Annotated in this window: 16 protein-coding genes and 1 pseudogene; 7 read left to right on the top strand and 10 right to left on the bottom strand. The window is 70.5% G+C overall.

Annotated features, from left to right (window positions below):
• Position 1: 1 nt before the first annotated feature.
• Positions 2-232 (bottom strand): hypothetical protein, encoded by a 231-nt coding sequence (locus AB0K15_RS14795; RefSeq protein ID WP_364049576.1) that lies wholly within the window; start codon positions 230-232, stop codon positions 2-4.
• Between the two features lie 131 nt (positions 233-363).
• Here AB0K15_RS14795 and AB0K15_RS14790 point away from each other — a divergent pair, with 131 nt between their 5' ends.
• Complete coding sequence (locus tag AB0K15_RS14790) at positions 364-750, top strand: cold-shock protein (RefSeq protein ID WP_016337551.1); 387 nt, start codon at positions 364-366, stop codon at positions 748-750.
• 60 nt (positions 751-810) lie between these two features.
• Here AB0K15_RS14790 and AB0K15_RS14785 read toward each other — a convergent pair whose 3' ends face one another.
• From AB0K15_RS14785 to AB0K15_RS14775, 3 genes are read right to left on the bottom strand one after another with little or no spacing between them, the layout of a single operon-like run.
• Positions 811-1,287, bottom strand: a complete 477-nt coding sequence (locus AB0K15_RS14785; protein ID WP_364049574.1) for a DUF2771 family protein — start codon at positions 1,285-1,287, stop codon at positions 811-813.
• Positions 1,288-1,297: 10 nt separating this feature from the next.
• Positions 1,298-3,295, bottom strand: coding sequence for an MFS transporter (locus tag AB0K15_RS14780; protein ID WP_364049572.1), 1,998 nt, complete (start codon positions 3,293-3,295; stop codon positions 1,298-1,300).
• A gap of 38 nt (positions 3,296-3,333) precedes the next feature.
• Positions 3,334-4,131 carry a glutaminyl-peptide cyclotransferase gene (locus AB0K15_RS14775; RefSeq protein WP_364049570.1) on the bottom strand — a complete coding sequence of 266 codons (798 nt, stop codon included), beginning with the start codon at positions 4,129-4,131 and terminating at the stop codon, positions 3,334-3,336.
• Between the two features lie 51 nt (positions 4,132-4,182).
• On the opposite strand from AB0K15_RS14775, the pseudogene AB0K15_RS14770 reads away from it, so the two are divergent.
• Both AB0K15_RS14770 and AB0K15_RS14765 read left to right on the top strand, forming a co-directional pair.
• A pseudogene (locus tag AB0K15_RS14770) lies at positions 4,183-5,061 on the top strand (DUF3027 domain-containing protein); the annotation flags it as partial.
• Between the two features lie 1,193 nt (positions 5,062-6,254).
• On the top strand, positions 6,255-9,020 hold the full coding sequence (locus tag AB0K15_RS14765) for a molecular chaperone Hsp90 (protein WP_364049952.1): 2,766 nt from the start codon (positions 6,255-6,257) through the stop codon (positions 9,018-9,020).
• Between the two features lie 7 nt (positions 9,021-9,027).
• On the opposite strand, the gene AB0K15_RS14760 is transcribed toward AB0K15_RS14765, so the two are convergent.
• Positions 9,028-9,255 (bottom strand): DUF2530 domain-containing protein, encoded by a 228-nt coding sequence (locus tag AB0K15_RS14760; protein WP_364049950.1) that lies wholly within the window; start codon positions 9,253-9,255, stop codon positions 9,028-9,030.
• 107 nt (positions 9,256-9,362) lie between these two features.
• Here AB0K15_RS14760 and AB0K15_RS14755 point away from each other — a divergent pair, with 107 nt between their 5' ends.
• From AB0K15_RS14755 to AB0K15_RS14745, 3 genes are all read left to right on the top strand, one after another.
• Entirely contained in the window at positions 9,363-10,829 is a 1,467-nt protein-coding gene (locus tag AB0K15_RS14755) for an NCS2 family permease (RefSeq protein ID WP_364049568.1), read from the top strand.
• 119 nt (positions 10,830-10,948) lie between these two features.
• On the top strand, positions 10,949-11,380 hold the full coding sequence (locus tag AB0K15_RS14750) for a MarR family transcriptional regulator (protein ID WP_360593601.1): 432 nt from the start codon (positions 10,949-10,951) through the stop codon (positions 11,378-11,380).
• A 200-nt stretch (positions 11,381-11,580) separates the two neighbouring features.
• Positions 11,581-12,840 (top strand): MFS transporter, encoded by a 1,260-nt coding sequence (locus AB0K15_RS14745; protein ID WP_364049948.1) that lies wholly within the window; start codon positions 11,581-11,583, stop codon positions 12,838-12,840.
• Positions 12,841-13,151: 311 nt separating this feature from the next.
• Here the strand turns inward: AB0K15_RS14745 and AB0K15_RS14740 are convergent, their stop codons facing one another.
• The 5 genes from AB0K15_RS14740 to AB0K15_RS14720 form a co-directional block, all read right to left on the bottom strand.
• Positions 13,152-13,964, bottom strand: coding sequence for an arylamine N-acetyltransferase (locus tag AB0K15_RS14740; protein WP_364049566.1), 813 nt, complete (start codon positions 13,962-13,964; stop codon positions 13,152-13,154).
• Between the two features lie 99 nt (positions 13,965-14,063).
• Positions 14,064-14,687 (bottom strand): superoxide dismutase, encoded by a 624-nt coding sequence (locus AB0K15_RS14735; RefSeq protein ID WP_364049564.1) that lies wholly within the window; start codon positions 14,685-14,687, stop codon positions 14,064-14,066.
• A 209-nt stretch (positions 14,688-14,896) separates the two neighbouring features.
• Positions 14,897-15,565 carry a biliverdin-producing heme oxygenase gene (locus tag AB0K15_RS14730; protein ID WP_364049562.1) on the bottom strand — a complete coding sequence of 223 codons (669 nt, stop codon included), beginning with the start codon at positions 15,563-15,565 and terminating at the stop codon, positions 14,897-14,899.
• Between the two features lie 66 nt (positions 15,566-15,631).
• Positions 15,632-16,249: a TetR/AcrR family transcriptional regulator gene (locus AB0K15_RS14725; protein ID WP_364049560.1), complete on the bottom strand. Its 618-nt coding sequence runs from the start codon at positions 16,247-16,249 to the stop codon at positions 15,632-15,634.
• 63 nt (positions 16,250-16,312) lie between these two features.
• Entirely contained in the window at positions 16,313-17,812 is a 1,500-nt protein-coding gene (locus AB0K15_RS14720) for a glutamate-cysteine ligase family protein (RefSeq protein WP_364049558.1), read from the bottom strand.
• Positions 17,813-18,038: 226 nt separating this feature from the next.
• Here AB0K15_RS14720 and AB0K15_RS14715 point away from each other — a divergent pair, with 226 nt between their 5' ends.
• Positions 18,039-18,842: an RNA methyltransferase gene (locus AB0K15_RS14715; RefSeq protein ID WP_364049556.1), complete on the top strand. Its 804-nt coding sequence runs from the start codon at positions 18,039-18,041 to the stop codon at positions 18,840-18,842.
• Positions 18,843-18,893: the final 51 nt, after the last annotated feature.

Genomic DNA, 18,893 nt, shown 5'->3' with positions numbered 1-18,893 from the left:
CTCAGCCGTGCTTGCCGGCGCGCGCCTCGCGGACCAGCGCGATCAGGCCGAGCAGCAGGCCCAGCGGCGTCACCACGCCGGCGATCGCGCTGAGCCACACCGGCAGGTTCTCCAGGCCGGCGGCGAACATGATGAACACCGCCAGCACGGCGAGCAGCCCGATGGCGAACAGGCCGATCCCGATCCGCATGAGGATCGGTTTGCCCGCGGTCTGCTTCGCTGCGTTGTCCATGGCGCTGAGCGTATCGGCCGTATCCGCTTCTCCCCAGGGCATGTGGCGAGATACGCTAAGCGGACGCGCGCCCTGGGTACGCCCGGGGCGCGTTCGTCGTGAGCAGCACAGCAGAAGGACTGGTGAGGGAAGTGCCGACCGGCAAGGTCAAGTGGTACGACGCGGAGAAGGGGTTCGGGTTCGTCACGCAGGACGGCGGAGCCGACGTCTACATCCGCAAGGCCGCGCTGCCGCAGGGCGTCGAGGGGCTCAAGGCCGGGCAGCGGCTGGAGTTCGGCGTCGCCGACGGCCGTCGCGGGCCGCAGGCGCTCTCCGTCCGGCTGCTGGACCCGCCGCCGTCGGTCGCCGAAGCGCGCCGGCGTCCCGCCGAGGAACTGCACGGCCTGATCGAGGACATGATCAAGCTCCTCGAGCTGAAGGTCCAGCCGGACCTGCGTCGCAACCGGTACCCGGATCGCAAGAACACCAAGCAGATCGCGGAGATCATGCGCGCGGTCGCCCGGGACCTCGACCCCTAAACCCGCGTCGGGCGCGGTGGTGAAGGGCACCTCGACGGGTGCCCTTCACTCGTTGTGGCTTCAGGCGGGCTGGACCTGCAAGGACCACAGGGCCGAGGTGATCGGCTCCGCGTCGTTGGGGTCGCCCGTGCGGCTGATCACGGTGGCCTGCGCGATCTCCACCACCACGATCTGGTCGTCCTTGGTGGGCGGCATCGCGGTGTAGGCGTAGCGGTCGCCGCTGGTGATGATGTCTTCCTTCAACGGCTGGGGCTGGCCCTTGCCGTTGACGAACTGCACCGTCACCTTCCACGGCCCTTCCGCGACCTCCTTCGGCACGGAGATCTGCACGGGCTTGCCCGGGCGCAGCTTCAGCGTGCCCGCGGCGCCGGGGTTGGCGGCGCAGATGCCGGTCTTGACGTCGCAGTTGCCGATGGGCCCGACGTTGACTGTGTGCCCGTCGCCGTAGAACGTCACCTCGGCCGGCCCGGGCGCCGAGCAGCCGGCCACGGCGAGACCACCGGCCGCGAGCACGGCCACCAATCGGGAACGTCGCATGGCCCGAAGATTACCGGCGCTCCCGGGACGCGCCCTGCGCGGGGAAGCTGCCGGTCGGTTCGGGCCGCAGTGGCCGGTTTCCGCCCAGCCCCGGCACGAGAGAGCCGCCGCGCTGTACGAGGTAGGTCTGCGTGAGGCCGACGCCGAGCAGCACCGTGACCACGAGGAAGCCGATCCAGTAGGTCGGCGGCAGCAGCAGGCCGACGGCGCCGCCGAAGCACCAGGCCAGCTGCAGCACCGTTTCCGAGCGCCCGAACGCCGACGCGCGCGACTGCTCCGGCAGGTCCTGCTGGATCACGGCGTCGAGGCTGATCTTCGCGAGCGCGCTCGCCGTGGAGCCGACGAGGCCGACGACCGCGGCCGTCGCGAGGCCGGGCAGGAGAGTGGCGATGAGCGTCACACCCGCGCAGGCGGCCACGGACCACACGATCACCTGGTCCGGCGAGCCGAACTGCAGGCGCGAGCCCAGCGCGTTGCCGACGAAGCCGCCCGCTCCGGCCGCGGCGCCGATGATGCCCAGCAGGAGCAGCTGCATGAACGGGCTGTGGCCCGTGCCCTCCGTCTGCGCCTTCACCGCGAACGCGGCGAACATCATGAGGAAGCCGGTGAGCACCCGCACGGATCCGTTGCCCCACAAGGCGACCACGATGTGGCGGCCCATCGGCTGGCGCTGCTTCTTCTGCTTCGGTTCGGGCCGCGCCGACAGCGACGTGGGCACCTCGCCCTCGGTCACCTCGACCCACGACGGGATCCGCATCGACTGCACGGCCGCGGCGACGCAGATCAATGCGGTGAACCACAGCGCGCCGGCGGACCCGCTGATCGCGTTGACGCCGCTGGCGAGCCCGCCGAACACGCCGGCGGCGATGAGACCGAAGATCGTGAGCCGCGCGTTGGTCTTCGACAGCGTGATCTCCGGCGGCACCACGCGCGGCGTGATGGCGGCCTTGAGCACGGTGAACGACTTCGACAGCACCATCATCCCGAGCGCGGCGGGGTAGAGCAGCCAGTCGTCGAAGTGCAGCGCCATGACCACGGCCATCAGGCCCTGGCCGATGGAGGCCACGCACATCGCGAGGCGGCGGCCGCGCTGGATCTTGTCCAGCGCCGGGCCGATGACGGGCGCGACGAGCGCGAACGGCGCGATGGTGATCAGCAGGTACAGCGCCACTTTGCCCTTGCTTTCGCCGCTGGTGGCGGCGAAGAAGAGCGTGTTGGCGAGCGCGATGGCCATGGCCGCGTCGCTGGCGTAGTTGAGCATCACCGCGTACATCAGCGACGTGAGGCCCGACTTGTCCGCGCCGTCGGCCTTCGTGGCGCGCTGGAACATGCCGATGGCCTGGCCGCTCAGCTGCCGGCTGCGCAACGCGGCGACGCGCGTGACGGTGATCTTCTTCGGCAGCTTCGGGATCGAACCGGCGCCGGGGGCGGCGGTGGTGCGGAGCTCTTCATCGCGTTCAGGGTCGACGCGGGGTTCGCCGGCGTAGCCGCCGGTGTCGTAGTGCTCGTATTCGCCGCTGCCGGGCCGGGAGTTGTCCGGGCGCGGCCGGACGGGTTCCGTGCGGTGGTCTTGCGGCGGGTACGGCCGCGCGCCCCGGGGTGGCGGCGGCCGGTGGCCGAGGGGGACGGCGCCGGTGGGGGCTTCGTCGGCCGTCGGGGTGCGGAGCTCGTCGTAGAACGGGCTTCGGGGACGGCCCCGGGGCTCCCGGCTCTCGGCGGGGATGTGCTCGGGGCGGGCGCGGGGCTCGTACCGCTCTTCGTAGCGCTCGGGCCGCGCGCGCGGCGGGACGTGCTGGGCCGGGGGCTCCGCCGGGGCGCGCCGGGTCGGTGGTTCGACCGGGTGCGCGGCGGGGTCGACGCGGGTGGGCTGCGGCGAGTCGCGCCAGGAGCGGGCCTGGGCGGCGCTGGGCTCCGGCGTCCACTTGCGCTTGGACTTCCGGCCGCGACCCTTGCCCGACCGCCCGGAGAAGGTGCCGTCGGGTTCGGAGTGCGAACCGAAGAGTGCCACGTGTCAATCCTGCCTCATGCGGGTGCCGTTCCGCCCGATCACGTGCCGTTCTGTGTCCCGGCGGCGCCGGCGGGGACGAACTTCACCCGGTACATCGCGGGCCAGAGCTTGCCCGTGACGAGGAATTCGTCGGTGCCGGGGATGGCCGCGATGCCGTTGAGCACGTCTTCTCCCGGGTTGACGGGGGTGCGGAGCTTGCTCGCGTCGATGCGTCCGGTGATCTGTCCGGTTTTGGAGTCGATGCGCAGGATGGTGCCGGTTTTCCACACGTTCGCGTACACCGTGTCACCGACGCACTCGAGTTCGTTGAGCTGGTCCACACCGACGTCGACGCTGCCGGTGACCGCAAACGTCTGCGGGTCACGGAACGTGAGCATCGAGGTGCCGTTGCTCATGACCAGGCGCCCGCTGGGCTGGTGGCACAGGCCCCAGCCCTCGCCGTCGAAGGGCACGCGGCGCAGCTCGGCCAAGGTTTTCGAATCGCGTTCGATGGCGAAGCCGTCCTGCCAGGTCAGCTGCCACAGCTTGGGCCCGAGGATCGTGATGCCCTCCGCGAACAGCGGCGACGGCAGCGCCACGCGCGTGGTGGGCTTCTGGCCGGCAGCGCCCGCGGTGAGCGCGGACTCGCCGGAGAGGCCGCGGCTCTCGTACAGCGTCGTGCCGGAGAACTCGAGGCCCTCGGTGAAGGCCGACGTGTCGTGCGGCAGCGTCTGCAGCACCTGCACGGTGAGGTCTTCGGGCGGCGGTTGTGTCGCCTGCGTGCCGGCGCAGCCGCCGAGCAGGGCCACCGCCAGCAGCGGCCAGATCAACGGGGTTCGCGTCGGGGAGGTGCGCACACCGAACAGCCTGGCACGGGCGGCGCGGATGCGTGCGGCACAATTGGGGGCATGACGTTGCTGTTGACCCTGGACGACGGCTCTATCCAGCGGAAGCTCGCGGACGCGGAAGACTTTGCGCGCGAAGCTGTGCTGGCGGACGCCCCGGCCGAGCAGGTCGGCGAGCACGTCGGCGTGACCTCCGAGGACGCCGTCTCGGCGACCCATCTGTTCGAGGCGTCGGTACCCGGCTACCGCGGCTGGCGCTGGGCCGTGACGGTCGCCGTCGCCGGCCTGGACGAGCCGGTGACCGTGAGCGAGCTCGCCCTCCTGCCCGGCCCGGACTCCCTGGTCGCGCCCACGTGGGTCCCCTGGGAGCAACGCGTGCGCGCCGGCGACCTCGGCGTGGGCGACATCTTCCCCACCGACAAGGACGACCCGCGCCTCGCGCCGGCCTACCTGCAGTCCGACGACCCGGCCGTCGAAGAGGTCGCCCACGACGTCGGCCTGGGCCGCGTCCACGTCCTCTCCCGCTACGGCCGCCAGGACGCCGCCACCCGCTGGCACAGCGGCGAGTTCGGCCCGCGCTCCGACATGGCCCGCAGCGCTCCGGCGACGTGCGGGTCCTGCGGCTTTTTCGTGCCGCTCGCCGGTTCTCTGCGCGGGGCGTTCGGGGTGTGCACCAACGACATCGCACCGGCGGACGGCCACGCGGTGGACGTCGAGTACGGGTGCGGGGCGCACTCCGAGGTGGAGGTGGAGATCACCTCGTCGATCCCGGTGGCGGAACTGGTTTATGACGATTCGCTGATCGACTTCGTTTCGGATGCCGAGCGTGAGGTTGCTTCGGCGGCTGCTGCTTCGGATTCGGCTTCGGCGGAGGTGGCTGCGGAGGCTTCGTCGGCTGCTGCTGAAGAGGCTTCCACGGTGGCGACCGTGGAGCCCGAGGCTGCCGCGGAGGTCGCCGCTGCCGAGGTGGCGGTCGAGGAGGCTTCCTCGGTGGGGATCACCGAGACTCCGGCCGCCGCAACCCTCGCGGAGAACACCGCTGCTGAGACCGCTGCCGCTGAGGCGGACCCGGTTGCCGCTCCTGGGGTCGAGGCTGCTGAGTCGGCGGTGGAAGAGGCGCCTGCCGATTCGGTCGGTGACGTTGCGGCTTCGCAGGCGACTCCGACGGCCGAACCGGACGCCGAGGCTTCGGCCGACTCGATCACGGTGACCCCGGCACCGGATGCGGCTGCTGAAACTGCGGCTGCGACTTCGGAGCCCGCGGCGGTTGCCTCGAACGAGCCAATTGCGGCGCCCGCGGCCCCGGAGACGGCTACCGCAGCCGATGCGGCGGAAGCTTCCGCCGCCGAAACTTCGGCGACCTCGGCCGAGGCGGCTCCGATTGCGCCGGATGCAGTTGCCGACACTGTGGCTGCGCCCGCGCAGCCCGATGCGACTGCTTCTGCCGGGTCGGCCGCGGCCGATGCGGCGGCCCCGATCGCTCAGCCTGCGGTTGAAGCCGGCGCAGAGCCCGCGGTGGAACAAGCGCCCGCCGATTCGGCCGCGGACGTTGCGGCGGCCCAGGCAGATGAGGCGGCCGAGTCGGCTGCCGCTGCTCCTGCGGCCGATACGACTGCGGACTCCGCAGGTGTGTCCGCGGAGCCTGAGGCCGCTGCCCCCGCTAAGCCGGCTGGTGCGGCTTGGGAAGCGGTGGGGCTGTGGGCGGATCACACTGCCGAGCAGGGTTCGGACCGGGCCGGCGAGATTCATGCCGGAGCTTCTGAGGACGCTGCCGCCGAGCCGCCTGCGCAGGATGGCGCGGAAACCACTGCGCTCGCGGACGTCGCGGAACCCGAGGCCGAGGCGGTTTCCGCGGGCGACGAGATCGCGGCGAGCGCGGCGCCGGAAGGCGCGACGGTCGAGGAGTCGGCTGCGGAGTCGTTCGAGGAAGCTGCCGGAGGTTCTGCCGAAGCCGCCGCCGCGATCGAAGCGCGCGAAGGTGCCGAAGCGGGCGAAGCGACCCACGCCGTCGAAGCGACCAACACCATCGAAGCCGAGGCCGGCCACAGCGAGCCCGGTGCTGAGAGTGGTGACGGCCCCCGGTGAACGAGGGCGTGGGGGCGGATCCGTTCGGGACGGGGCGGCTGCGCGAGGCGATGCTGCGCGCGTGGCGGGACTCGCCGACGCGGTTTGTGGAGGACAGCAACGCCGAGTGCGACCTGAGGGTCGGGGCGTATCGGGATCGGCTCTTTGTGGAGCTGGCGCAGAACGCGGCGGATGCGGCTCAGGCGGCCGGCGCGCCCGGCCGGGTGCGGGTGTCCGTTGTGGACGGTGAGCTGAGGTTCGCCAACACCGGGGCGCCGCTGGATACGCGGGGTGTGGAGTCGTTGGCGTCGTTGCGGGCGTCGGCGAAGGAGCGGCTGGATACGGTCGGGCGGTTCGGCGTCGGGTTTGCCGCGGTGTTGACCGTGTCCGACGAGCCGCGGGTCGTTTCCGCCCACGGTGGGGTGCGGTTCTCCGCGGAGCGCACCCGGGAGGTGGCTGGGCGGGACGGGGACGTGCCCGTGCTGAGGCTGCCGTGGCCTTCCGACGAGACTCCGCCGGAGGGGTTCGACACGGAGGTGCGGCTGCCGCTGCGGGAGCCGGAGAGCGGGAAGGCGCTGCTGGACGCCCTCCAGGAAGAGATTTCCGACCTGTTGCTGGCCTTGCCGTGGCTGGGCGAGGCCGAAGTGGACGGTCGCGTTTGGACGCGCGCGGGCACCGATCAGGTTGAGATCACCGGGCCCGAGAAGAGCCGGCGGTGGTTGACGCACGAGGGCTGGGCCGTGCCGATCGACGCGGACGGGGTGCCGCAGCCGCTGGACGAAGACGTGTTGCACGCGCCGACGCCGACGGATGAGGCGTTGTCGTTGCCGGCACGGTTGATCGCGCCCGTGCCGTTGGAGCCGTCGCGGCGGAGGGTGTTGCCGGGGGCGGCGCTGGACGAGGCGATCGCGGCAGCGGCCGGGAAGTACGTCGGGCTGGTCAGGGCCGTGCCGCAGGAGCACCGGTTCGCCCTGGTGCCCCAGGCCGGGTTCCCGCGGTCCACAGTGGACGCGCAGCTGAGGGATCAGGTGTTCGCCGAGCTGGCGACGCGGCCGTGGTTGTCCACTCTGGACAACGCGGAGGTGTCCGGCCGGCAGGCCAAGGTGCTCGACGTCGACGTGCCGGACTTGCCGCCGCTACTGGCCGACCTCGTGCCCGGGCTCGTCCCCGCGCCGCCGGGAGCTGCACGCACGCTGAAACCCGTGTCGGCGCAGGCGATCGGCATCGAAGACGTGCTGGAGGTGCTCACCGGGATCGACCGTGAACCCGCGTGGTGGCACCGGCTGTACGCGGCGCTCGCCGTGGCCGTGGACACGCACGACGTGTCGCCGGCGCAGCTCGACGGGCTGCCGGTGCCGCTGTCCGACGGGCGAACGCTGCCCGGTGCCAGGGGTGCGCTGCTCGTCGACGGGTCCGGTGAGCTGCTCGCGCTGCTGTCCGATGTGGACGTTCCTGGCCTCAGGCTGGTGCACCCCGCCGCGGCGCACCCGTTGCTGGAACGCCTGGGCGCCAAGCACGCTGACGCGCGCCAGCTGCTCGAAGCCGAGCAGGTGCAGTACGCCGTGGAACGCAGCGTGGAAGACGTCCGGTCCGGTTTGGACGGGATGAACCTCGCGGGCGCCGTGCTGAGGCTGATCGCGGAGTGTGGCGACGACGCACCCGAGTGGGCCGGTGCGCTCGCCCTCCCGTCCGAAGACGGCTGGCGCCGCGCCGACGAGCTCGTGCTGCCGTCGTCTCCTCTGCTCGACGTGTTCGACCCCGAAGTGTTCGAAGAGGACGGTGCCCTTTCCGTTCTCGATGAGGAGTTCGCCGAGGACTGGCCACAGCCGACGCTCGAAGCGGTCGGCGTGCTCGACTCGTTCGCCGTCGTCCGTGACGAGGAGCCGCACGAGCCCGACCACGGCCTGCCCGACGAAGACGCCTGGTGGGACTCGTCCGAGCCCACCACCGTCCTGGCGATCAGGGACCTCGACCTCGTCGCCGACGACGCGTGGCCCGCCGCGCTGCGCCTCATCGCCGCGCGCCCCGAGACGTGGCAGGCGCTGCACGCGCCCGAAGGTCACGCGGGCTGGTGGCTCGCCCGCTACGCCCTGCTGGCCGGCGAAGCACCCGGCTCCTGGCGCCTGCCGGCCGCGGCCGACCTCGCCGGCCTCTACGACGAGGTGCCCGACCTCGAGCTCACCACCGAGCTGCTCCAGGCCGCCGGCGTCCGGACCACGCTCGACCTCGCGACGCCCGAAGACGTCACCGACCTGCTCGACCGCCTCGGCGACCCCGCCCGCACGCTCACCCCGGGCCTCGCCGCGCGCGCCCACCGCGCGCTCGTGCAGTCACCCGTGGAGGTCGACGACCTCGGCGCCCCGGTCCGCGTCCGCGCGGCCGACGCGAGCGTGGCAGACGCCGACAAGGCCGTGGTCCTCGACGTGCCGTGGCCGGCTTCCGCGCTGCCGGCGACGAAGATCATCGCCGCCCCCGAAGACCCCGAACGCCTCGCCGAACTGCTCGACGTGCCCCTCGCGAGCGCCCTGCCGAACGAGGTGACCAGCACCGGCGAGTACGTCGCCTGGGCCGACCTGCCCGCGATCCGCCTCGTCGCCGACCAGCTCGGTCTCACCGTGCCCGAGGGCGGCCCGCTGCTGCACGACGTGCTCACCGTGACCGTCGACGGCACCACCGCCGACGTCCCGTGGTGGTCGGACGAGGACAACCGCCTCCACGCCGCCGACACGTCGGAAGGTCTGGCCCGCGCGTTCGCCTGGGCCACCGACCACTGGGCCGAGCGCTACCGCGTCACCGCACTGCTCGACGACCCGGCGCCACACACGTTCCTCAACTAGCGGCGAACTAGAGCCGCTGCGCCGACTTGGACCCCCGCCGGGCCGCCGCGCGCTGCCAGAAGATGATGCCGAAACCGATGAACCCCAGGACGATCCCGGCGAACGCCGTCCACACCCACACGCCGTCGGTGACGAAAAAGAGCACCACCAGCGCGACGGCCCACAGCGAGGTACCTACGATCACCACCGGGGTCAGGTCGGTCAGGCGCTTGGGCAGGTCCGGCGTGTGCCGCAACGAGCCCGTAACCTCCGCGGGATTGATCGGTTCATCCACGTGGTGAAGGGTACCCCCGGGCGTTCACGGAACGAGCAGGTCGGCAGCGAGCAAGGCAGGGGCAGGGCATGACGGATCAGCGCGAGCGGGAGGCCGTGTCCACTCTGGACCGGTTCTTCAAGATCACCGAACGCGGCTCGACGGCCGGGCGGGAGATCCGCGGTGGCGTCGTCACGTTCGTGACCATGGCCTACATCGTGGTGCTCAACCCGCTCATCATCGGCAGCTTCGCGGCCGGCACGCCCTCGGCCCACGCCGACGTGCTCGGCCACATCCTGCCCGTGCCGGCCGTCGCCGCGGTGACGGCGCTGGTCGCCGGCGTGATGACGATCCTGATGGGTCTGGTCGCCAACTACCCGTTCGCCATCGCCACCGGCCTGGGCCTCAACAGCCTGCTCGCCGTCACGCTCGCGCCCCAGATGACCTGGCCCGAGGCCATGGGCCTGGTCGTGATCGAGGGCGTGATCATCGTCCTGCTCGTGCTCACCGGCTTCCGCACGGCCGTGTTCCGCGCGGTGCCGCCGGCGCTCAAGTCGGCGATCGCGGTCGGCATCGGCCTGTTCATCTGCCTCATCGGCCTCGTCGACGCCGGCTTCGTGCGCCGCCTGCCCGACGACGCGCACACCACCGTCCCGGTCGGCCTCGGCATCAACGGCTCGGTCGCCTCCTGGCCGACGGCCGTGTTCGTGGTCGGCCTCCTGCTCACCGCGATCCTCGTGGCGAAGAAGGTCAAGGGCGCGATCCTCATCGGCGTGCTGGGCTCGACCGTGCTGGCCATCGTCGTCGAGTCGCTCGTGAAGGCCGGGCCGTCGAACGGCACCAATCCCAAGGGCTGGAACCTCGGCTACCCCGCGCTGCCGTCGAACGTCATCGGCGTCCCGGACCTGTCGCTGGTCGGTGACGTGTCCTTCGGCGCCTGGACGCGGCTGCCGATCATCACCGTCGTCCTGCTCGTGTTCACGCTCGTACTGGCCGACTTCTTCGACGCCATGGGCACCATGACCGGCCTCGGCAAGGAAGCCGGCCTGATCGGCAAGGACGGCCAGCTCCCCAGCGTCGGGCGCGCCCTGTTCGTCGAGGGCCTCGCCGGCGCGGCCGGTGGCTTCGGCTCCGCCAGCTCGAACACCGTCTTCGTCGAGTCCGCCTCCGGCATCGCGGAGGGCGCGCGCACGGGCCTCGCCAACGTCGTCACCGGCGTGCTCTTCCTCGCCGCCATGTTCCTGACGCCGCTCTACCAGGTCGTGCCCGTCGAAGCCGCCGCGCCGGCACTCGTGGTCGTGGGCGCGCTGATGATGGGGCAGGTCCGCGAGATCGACTTCACGGACTTCTCGATCGCGCTGCCGGCCTTCCTGACGATCGTCGTCATGCCGTTCACCTACTCCATCGCCAACGGCATCGGCGCGGGCTTCGTGAGCTACGTCGTCATCCGCGCCGCCACCGGCAAGGCCCGCCAGGTCCACCCGCTGATGTGGGTGATCGCGGTGGCGTTCGTGGCGTACTTCGCGGTGGGTCCGATCCAGGCGGCGCTGAGCTGAGTGAGGAACGGGCGCCGCGCTGACCAGGTGCCGACAGCGGCCGGCGTTGAGCTGAGCGTGATCGCGGGGGGTGGCGGGGTTCACCCGCCGGCGCCATTTTCGTGAGGTAAGCTAACTATATGTCCGGCGACACGCAAGAGCGCTCCCTGGCGAGCCGCCTGCGTCTCGCGGTGGTCCGGCTCAACCGCCGGCTCCGGGCACAGCGCGTGGGCGACGACGTGACGTTGACGCAGACCGCGGCGCTGTCCACCTTGCACAAGTGCGGCCCGCTGACGCCTGGTCAGCTCGCCGCCAAGGAAGGCGTCCAGCCGCCCTCGATGACGAGGGTCATCGCCGCGCTCGAGGAGATGGGGTTCGTCGAGCGGCGCCCGCACCCGACCGATGGCCGGCAGGCCATCGTCGAGCTGTCCGACAGCGGCATGGCCTACGTGAAAAAGGCCATTTCCGTGCGGGAGGCGTGGCTGGATCGGCAACTGGCCGAACTCGGCGAGGAAGAGCTGGATGTGCTCTCCCGCGCCGCTGAGATCATCGACAGGATGGCGGGGAACTAACACCGGTGGCGACCACGGGTAGCGAAGCAGAGCGTACGACCGAAACCATTGCTACCCGGGAGACGGCGCCACAGCCAGTCGGCCCGCCCACGTCCGGACCACCCGGTGCCAAGGCGGCCGGGATGCCGAGCCTGCCCGACGGCGCCGACCGCGTGCCCGAAGAACCCGTGAGACCCGCGGAGCCCCAGCGCGGCAAGGGCATGTTCGCCTCGCTGCGCGTGCGCAACTACCGGCTGTTCTTCAGCGGCCAGGTCATTTCGAACGTCGGCACCTGGATGCAGCGCATCGCCCAGGACTGGCTGGTGTTCCAGCTCTCGGGCAACAACCCGGTGGCGCTCGGCATCGCCGTCGCGTTCCAGTTCACGCCGACGCTGCTGCTGTCGCTGTGGGCCGGCGTGCTCGCCGACCGCGTCGACAAGCGGCGGATGCTGATCCTCATCCAGAGCATCAACTGCGTGCAGGCCACGCTGCTCGGCGTGCTGAACCTGACCGGTGTCGTGCAGATCTGGCACGTGTACCTGCTGTGCATGATGCTCGGCATCACCTCCGCCATCGAGGTGCCGACGCGCCAGTCGTTCGTCGCCGAGATGGTGGGCCGCGACCAGATCGCCAACGCCGTCGCGCTCAACTCCTCCATCTTCAACCTGGCCCGCATCGTCGGCCCGGCCATCGCCGGGTTCGCGATCACCTGGGTCGGCACCGGCTGGCTGTTCATCGCCAACGCGGTGAGCACCGTCGCGGTGGTCACCGGGCTCGCGTTGATGAACCCCGCCAAGCTCTTCCGCGGCCCCGCGATCCCCCGCGCGAAGGGCCAGCTCATGGAGGGCCTGCGCTACGTGCGCCACCGCTCCGACCTGGTCACGGTGATGGTGCTGGTGTTCTTCGTCAGCACGTTCGGCATCACCTACTTCACGTCGCTGCCGATCGTCGCCGCCAACGTCTTCCACACCCAGGCCGACGGTTACGGCCTGTTGTCCACGCTCGTCGCCGTGGGGACCTTCGTGGGCGCGCTGTTGTCCGCGCGCCGCGGCATCAAGAGCCGGCCACGGGTGCGGACGATGCTGATCGCCGCCGCCGCGCTCGGGCTGTTCGAGTTCGTCACGGCGTTCATGCCGACGTACCTGGCCTTCGGCCTGGGCCTCATCCCGCTCGGCTTCGCCACCATCACGTTCCTGAACACGGCCAACGCGCTGGTGCAGACGTCCGTCACACCCGAGATGCGCGGCCGCGTGATGGGCATCTACGTGCTGGTGCTCATCGGCGGCAACCCCGTCGGCGGCCCGATGACCGGCTGGATGGCCGACGCGTTCGGCGGCCGCTCACCGTTCTACATCGGCGGCGCGATCTCGCTGGTCGCCGCCGTGGTGTGTGCGCTGGTGCTCATCCGGCGCGGCGGCGTCTCGCTGCCCGTGCGCCGGTTCGGCAACGGCCTGCGTGTGCTCAAGCGCGAACGCGTCTGACCTGCGGAATTCGAAGGGCATCTCGGTTCGCCGAGGTGCCCTTCAGGCTTTTCGGAGACTTTTCAAGGGGTCACCCGGACGAGTGAGAGGTGGGTCTCCGCGACGGGGGACTTGCCGGAGTTGCTGAGGTTAGGCTAACCTCATACATGTCCGCTTCGTGGTGGGAGCGGCAGTCAGTTCGGGAACGGACGGAGCCCCGCACCTGGGAACCCCAGGAGCGGGGCTCCGTTCATTGGCGACGTGTCATCGACGACGTGTTCATCGACGCGGGGTTCAGGCACGAGGGCTCAGGCGAAGCGTCCTTCACCGGCTCATGACGGGTTCATGGTCGGGTCGGCCACGGGCTCCGTCAAGGGGTGCTCACCTGGCGGGGTCGGCAGCCGCGAGAGCTCCAGGCCGAAGTACACGCGGTACGCGGTCCGCACGGCGTCGTCCGTGGTCAGCAGCACCTCGTTGCGCACGCCGTCGACCGTTTCGATCAGCCGGTGCCCCGACAGCGTCACGCGGCCCTGGGAGGTCGGGCGCGAGCACGTGAGCCGTCCGGTGAAGCCCGAAAGCGGCGACGTCGACTGCCACCAAGCCATCGGCACGAAGTCCGTCAGCGGCCGCGTGCGCGCCTCGAGGCGGTAGACGGGCTTGCCGTCCATGACCACGTCCACGTCGCCGAACGGGGCGTCCAGGAAGAGGAACTCCCCGTCGGGATCGGACTGGACCTCCACGGCCGACAGGCGCAGCGGGCCCCGGCTGAAGCGGCCGAAGCCGACGTCCACCAGCCACTGCTCGTCATCGAGCTCCACTACCACGGCCGCGTGGTCCAGCGGCGGCCCCGGCTCGCCCTCGCCGGTGAACACCTGTGCGCCGCGCAACGCGGCGTCGAAGCCGAGCTCGCGCAGCAGGGCCGCGAAGAGGCCGTTGAGCTCGTAGCAGAAGCCGCCGCGCCGACGGCGCACGATCTTGTCGAGCAGCGATTCCTCGGTCAGCTCGATGGGTTCACCGAGGTGCACGCTCAGGTTTTCGAACGGCACGCGTTCGAGGTGGCGTTCCTGCAGCTGCCGCAGGGCCGCGAGGTCGGCCTTGGCGGGCAACGCGAGGTCGAGACGGGCGAGGTAGGCGTCGACGTCCATGACCCCACCCTCACACCTGGAGTGCACTCGAAGTCAAGCGAGAAACGAAAAACGGGGCCCTCCGTGAAGGAGAACCCCGCTTTTGCAGGAAACCGCGGCTCAGCTGAGCAGCAGGCCGTTGCCGCCGGCGACGGCGTTGTCGAAGCGCTTGCTGATCTCAGCCCAGTTGAAGATGTTCCACAGGGCCTTGACGTAGTCCGGCTTCACGTTCTTGTAGTCCAGGTAGAACGCGTGCTCCCACACGTCGACCAGCAGGATCGGCGTGGTGGGCAGGATCAGGTTGTTGTGGTGGTCGCGCAGCTGCTGGGTGATCAGCGTCTTGCCGATCGGGTCCCAGGAGAGCGCGCCCCAGCCGTTGCCCTGGATCGTGGTGGAGACGGCGGTGAACTGCGCCTTGAACTTGTCGAAGGAGCCGAACGCCTCGTCGATCGCCGCGGCCAGCTCGCCGGTCGGCTTGTCGCCACCTTCCGGCGAAAGGATCTTCCACCAGACGACGTGGTTCGCGTGGCCGGCCAGGTTGAAGGCCAGCGTGGTCTCCAGGCCGACGATGTTGCCGAAGTCGCCGGCTTCGCGCGCTTCCGCGATCTTGTCGAGCGTGTCGTTCGCGCCCTTGACGTAGGTCGCGTGGTGCTTGCTGTGGTGCAGCTCGTTGATCTGACCGGAGATGTGGGGCGCGAGAGCGCCGTAGTCGTAGTCGAGATCGGGCAGGTTGTACCGGGCCATTGGCCCTCCTTCAGTCTTCGACACAAGTTCCTACTACCGAACCTAGTAGCACACCCGGGTTCGCGGCGACCGGGGGCGGCCTCCGTGCCACAGGGTGGACCCACTCGTTCGGCCACTGCGTACCCGGGTGGGCACTGTGCGAAACCGAGCTTCGTACCTCCACCAAACTGGAGGTCAACTTCTTGTGATCAGCCTCATCCGCCCGGGCGTCAGGCGATCCGGTAGCGGTCCAGGTCTCGTGCCAGCTCGTCGAACACGGCGACGTTGTGCTCGAAGGCGACCAGTGTCTCGTTGATCACCGCGGCACGGGCGTCGTCGTCCCACGGCGCGGCGTCGAGTTTCGCGCGGTAGCGGTCGCGGAACGCGGGCGCGCTGCCGATCTCGTCGAAGTGGTAGAACAGCGAGCCTGCCTCGGCGAGGTCGAAGTTCTTCTCCAGCAGCCGCCGGATGATCTGGCCGCCCGCGATGTCGCCGAGGTAGCGCGTGTAGTGGTGCGCCACATACCCGCCGGCCCACTCCGACGCCTCCGCGACGCGCGCGGCGTATTCCTCGGTGCTGGCGAGCGGACGGATCTCGGTGCGCCAGGCCGGGCCCACGAGCCGCGCGAGGTCGAGCTCGAGCGCGGGCAGCCGGCGCAGCTCGTCGAACACGAACTCGCGGCCCACGGCGTCGCCGGTCATCGTGTCGCTGACGCGCTCGATGGCCTGGTAGATGAAGTAGTACTGGATCGCGAGCTGCGTGTAGCCGTCCAGCGAGAGCTCGCCGCCGAGCAGCGCGTTCATGTACGTGGAGTGGTTGGCCTGGTCGTGCACGCCCCTGGTCGACTCCCGTAGCTGTCCCGAGAACGGCCGGGCTTCGAGCTCAGTGGTCACCGACATGGCGGCCTCCCTCGTTCTGACACGCTGTCAGAACGAGGGTAGGCCACGACCGCGACTTAGGCTACCCTAAATCGGACGGGGATCCGGAAGTTCACTCGAACCGACGGCCTGCAGCACGAACCGCACGGCCGCCTCGATCACGCCGGCCAGCCGCTCGGCGGGCACGTCGATCACCTGCCGCGTGCCGAGAGCCGCGGTGATCATGGGGACCACCACGTCCACGTCCTGCGCCGGCCAGCTGCCCGCGTCGACCCCGGCGAGCAGTACCGCGCGCAGCTGCCCGGTGATCGGGTCGGCGTGGGCGCTGATGCGACGGTAGGCCGCGGGCGCGAGCGCCGACTCCAGCGCGCCGCCGGGCGGCAGGTGGTGCTCGGCGAGCACGCGCAGCTGCAGCCGGACGAACGTGGCCAGCTGTGCGATCGGGTCCGTCTCGGCTTCCACGGCCGCGCGCAGGCGCTCGACGTAGCGCGCCGCCTCGTCCTCGACGAACGCGACGAGCAGGCTTTCCTTGTCGGGGAAGTGGTTGTACAGCGCGGTGCGGCCCAGCCCGGCCTCGGCGGCGACGCCGGCGAGCGTGATCGCGTCGAAGCCACGCTCGTACAGCTGCGCGCGCAGCACCTCGAACACCCGCGCGCGAACCTCGCGCCGGTGCGCTTCGAGCGAGCCGCCGAGTACCTTCGGCACCGTTGTTCCCCTGCCTGCCTGGGACCTGCTCCAGCCACCATAAGGCCGGACGGGGGCTCGTACTCAGTCGGTGAGCGACCAGGTGTGCACGGGTTCGCCGGCGGCCGAGAGCTCGAGGTAGCGGCCCAGCATGCGGTTGAGCGCCGCCTCGCGGTCGGCGCCGCGCTCCTGGGCGCGCAGCACGTAGTCGCGCTGCCAGGTGGCGCCGCTGCGGCGGGCGAGGCAGCGCCGTTCGATCACGCCGAGGTACTTCACGCGCGCCTCGTCGGACACCCCGGAGCGGCGCAGGCCCTCGTGGGCGAGCGGCAGGAGCACGCGCAGCGCCAGCTCGTCGGGCGGGATCCAGCCGATGCCCGGCCAGTACAGCTGCGCCTCGAAGCCCTTGCGCGCGCCCGCGTAGAGGTTCTCCTCCGCGGCCTGGAACGACATCTGAGTCCACACCGGGCGTTCCTGCTCGGCCAGCGCGCGCTGAGCGCCGTAGAAGAACGCGGCGTTGGCCACGATGTCGACGATCGTGGGCCCGGCCGGCAGCACGCGGTTCTCGACCCGCAGGTGTGGCAGGCCGTCGACGACGTCGTACACGGGCCGGTTCCAGCGCCAGATCGTGCCGTTGTGCATGCGCAACTCGGTGAGCTTCGGCGCCTGGCCCGACTCCAGCGTCTCGAGCGGGTCTTCCGTGTCGGTCTGCGGCAGCAGGCCGGGGAAGTACCGCACGTTCTCCTCGAACAGGTCGAAGATCGAGGTGATCCACCGCTCGCCGAACCACACTCTCGGCCGGACGCCCTGGTTCTTCAGCTCTTCCGGGCGCGTGTCGGTGGCCTGCTGGAACAGCGGGATGCGCGTCTCGTGCCACAACGCCTTGCCGAGCAGGAAGGGCGAGTTGGCGGCCAGCGCCGTCTGCACGCCGGCGAGGCACTGCGCGGCGTTCCAGTGCGCGGCGAATTCCTCAGGCGCTACCTGGAGGTGCAGCTGAACGGACGTGCACGCGGCTTCCGGGAGGATGGATTCCGCGAAACTGCGCAGCCTTTCCGGCTGTTCGCCCGGAAGCGCGGCGCCGTCCATGGAAAGGGCGATTCGCTCGCCGCGGGCGGCGAAGATCTGGTCGTTGAGCGACGAATACCGCGCGTTGTTGGTCAGCCATTTCTGATCGAAGTGTTCTTGCCGCAGCGTCGGCAGGATCCCGATCATCGCGAGCGTCGAACCGGCGTCCGCGGCCTTGGCGGACGCTTTGCCGAGGTATGCGCGAAGATCTTCTTCCAGCTGCAGAGCCGAATCGCCGGCGAGCGGGCGCGGCGGCACGTTCAGCTCGAGGTTGTGCTGCCCGAGCTCGGTGGTGAACGACGGGTCGTCGAGCGCTTCCAGCACCGCCGTGTTGGTCATCGACGGGCGCAGCTGCCCGTCGACGAGGTTCAGCTCCACTTCGAGCCCGATGTTCTTGCGGGGAAAGGAAAAACTGCCGTCCGTGAGCATCCGGGCGAGCGTGTCGAGACAGCGTTGGACCTTGCGGCGGTACCGTCCTCGGTCCAGTTGGTCGAACGGTTTCGCCGAAAGATCGGTACCCATGTCTGACGCGCTCCTTGGCTGCTGTCCGCGGGTGTCCGGGCGGGGACTGCCAGGCCGCCCACCGTCGCACAGTGCGGCGCATCCGGGCTAGCGGCCAAACTGGTGCTCTCCGTCACGGGGGGTTGACCGTGCGCGAAAATGGCCCATTCGTACCAGAGTTCTCCGGTCGTTCGGACCAGCTTTGCGCGGGATGAGGTTCCGACCTGCGGGTGTCACACTGTGCGGTGTGGCTGAACTGATCTTCACCGAGGATCCGGAAGATCCCCGGCTCGACGATTTCCGCGACTTGTCCACTGCGGACCGGCGGCCGGACCGTCCGGGCGGGCGGGGGCTCGTGATCGCGGAAGGCACCGTGGTGGTCGAGCGGATGCTCGCTTCGCGGTACCCCGTGCGTGCGTTGCTCGGCGTGGAACGGCGGGTGCGTGACCTCGATCTTTCCGGCGTCGACGCGCCCGCATACGTGACTTCGGCGGAAACGATGGCTTCCGTCGTGGGGTTCCACCTCAACCGTGGGGTGCTGGCGGTGGCCGATCGTCCCGCGCCGCCCGCGGTTTCGGAGATCATTGCCCGCGCGCAGGTGCTCGCCGTGCTCGAAGGCGTCGGCGACCACGAAAACCTCGGTTCGATCTTCCGCAACGCGTCCGCGCTCGGCGTCGACGGTGTCCTGCTGGGGCCGGGCTGCTCGGACCCGCTCTACCGGCGCAGCGTGCGCGTGTCGATGGGCCACGTGCTCCGCGTGCCCTTCGCTGCGCTGGACGGGTGGCCCGGCGGCCTGAATCTCTTGCGGGAGAGCGGTTTCACCGTGGCGGCGCTCACACCGCGGCCGGGTTCCGTTCCGCTGCGCGGACTGCGCGAGAAGGTGGGCGAGCGCGTGGCCTTGATGCTCGGCGCCGAAGGACCAGGGCTCACCGACGAGGCGCTCGCGGCCGCGGATCTGGCCGTGCGCATCGAGATGGTGGCGGGGGTCGACTCGCTGAACGTCGCCACCGCCGCCGCGGTCGCGTTCCACGAGGTCGCCGCCACGCGTTGAGGTGCTCACCTTTCCGGGATACCCATTCCGCGCCGATAACCACAGGCGGAA

It is taken from the genome of Amycolatopsis sp. NPDC049253 (assembly GCF_040678995.1).
Classification (GTDB): domain Bacteria; phylum Actinomycetota; class Actinomycetes; order Mycobacteriales; family Pseudonocardiaceae; genus Amycolatopsis.
The sequence above is the reverse complement of the archived record's forward strand: the minus strand, read 5'-3'. Positions and strand labels throughout refer to the sequence as shown.

What these genes read in the sequence shown, in the direction of transcription:
- AB0K15_RS14730 (WP_364049562.1), bottom strand. Translation starts at nt 15,565, where the DNA reads ATGTCGGTGACCACTGAGCTCGAAGCCCGGCCGTTCTCGGGACAGCTA.
- AB0K15_RS14735 (WP_364049564.1), bottom strand. Translation starts at nt 14,687, where the DNA reads ATGGCCCGGTACAACCTGCCCGATCTCGACTACGACTACGGCGCTCTC.
- AB0K15_RS14795 (WP_364049576.1), bottom strand. Translation starts at nt 232, where the DNA reads ATGGACAACGCAGCGAAGCAGACCGCGGGCAAACCGATCCTCATGCGG.
- AB0K15_RS14765 (WP_364049952.1), top strand. Translation starts at nt 6,255, where the DNA reads ATGCTGCGCGCGTGGCGGGACTCGCCGACGCGGTTTGTGGAGGACAGC.
- AB0K15_RS14720 (WP_364049558.1), bottom strand. Translation starts at nt 17,812, where the DNA reads ATGGGTACCGATCTTTCGGCGAAACCGTTCGACCAACTGGACCGAGGA.
- AB0K15_RS14740 (WP_364049566.1), bottom strand. Translation starts at nt 13,964, where the DNA reads ATGGACGTCGACGCCTACCTCGCCCGTCTCGACCTCGCGTTGCCCGCC.
- AB0K15_RS14785 (WP_364049574.1), bottom strand. Translation starts at nt 1,287, where the DNA reads ATGCGACGTTCCCGATTGGTGGCCGTGCTCGCGGCCGGTGGTCTCGCC.
- AB0K15_RS14750 (WP_360593601.1), top strand. Translation starts at nt 10,949, where the DNA reads ATGTCCGGCGACACGCAAGAGCGCTCCCTGGCGAGCCGCCTGCGTCTC.
- AB0K15_RS14755 (WP_364049568.1), top strand. Translation starts at nt 9,363, where the DNA reads ATGACGGATCAGCGCGAGCGGGAGGCCGTGTCCACTCTGGACCGGTTC.
- AB0K15_RS14745 (WP_364049948.1), top strand. Translation starts at nt 11,581, where the DNA reads ATGTTCGCCTCGCTGCGCGTGCGCAACTACCGGCTGTTCTTCAGCGGC.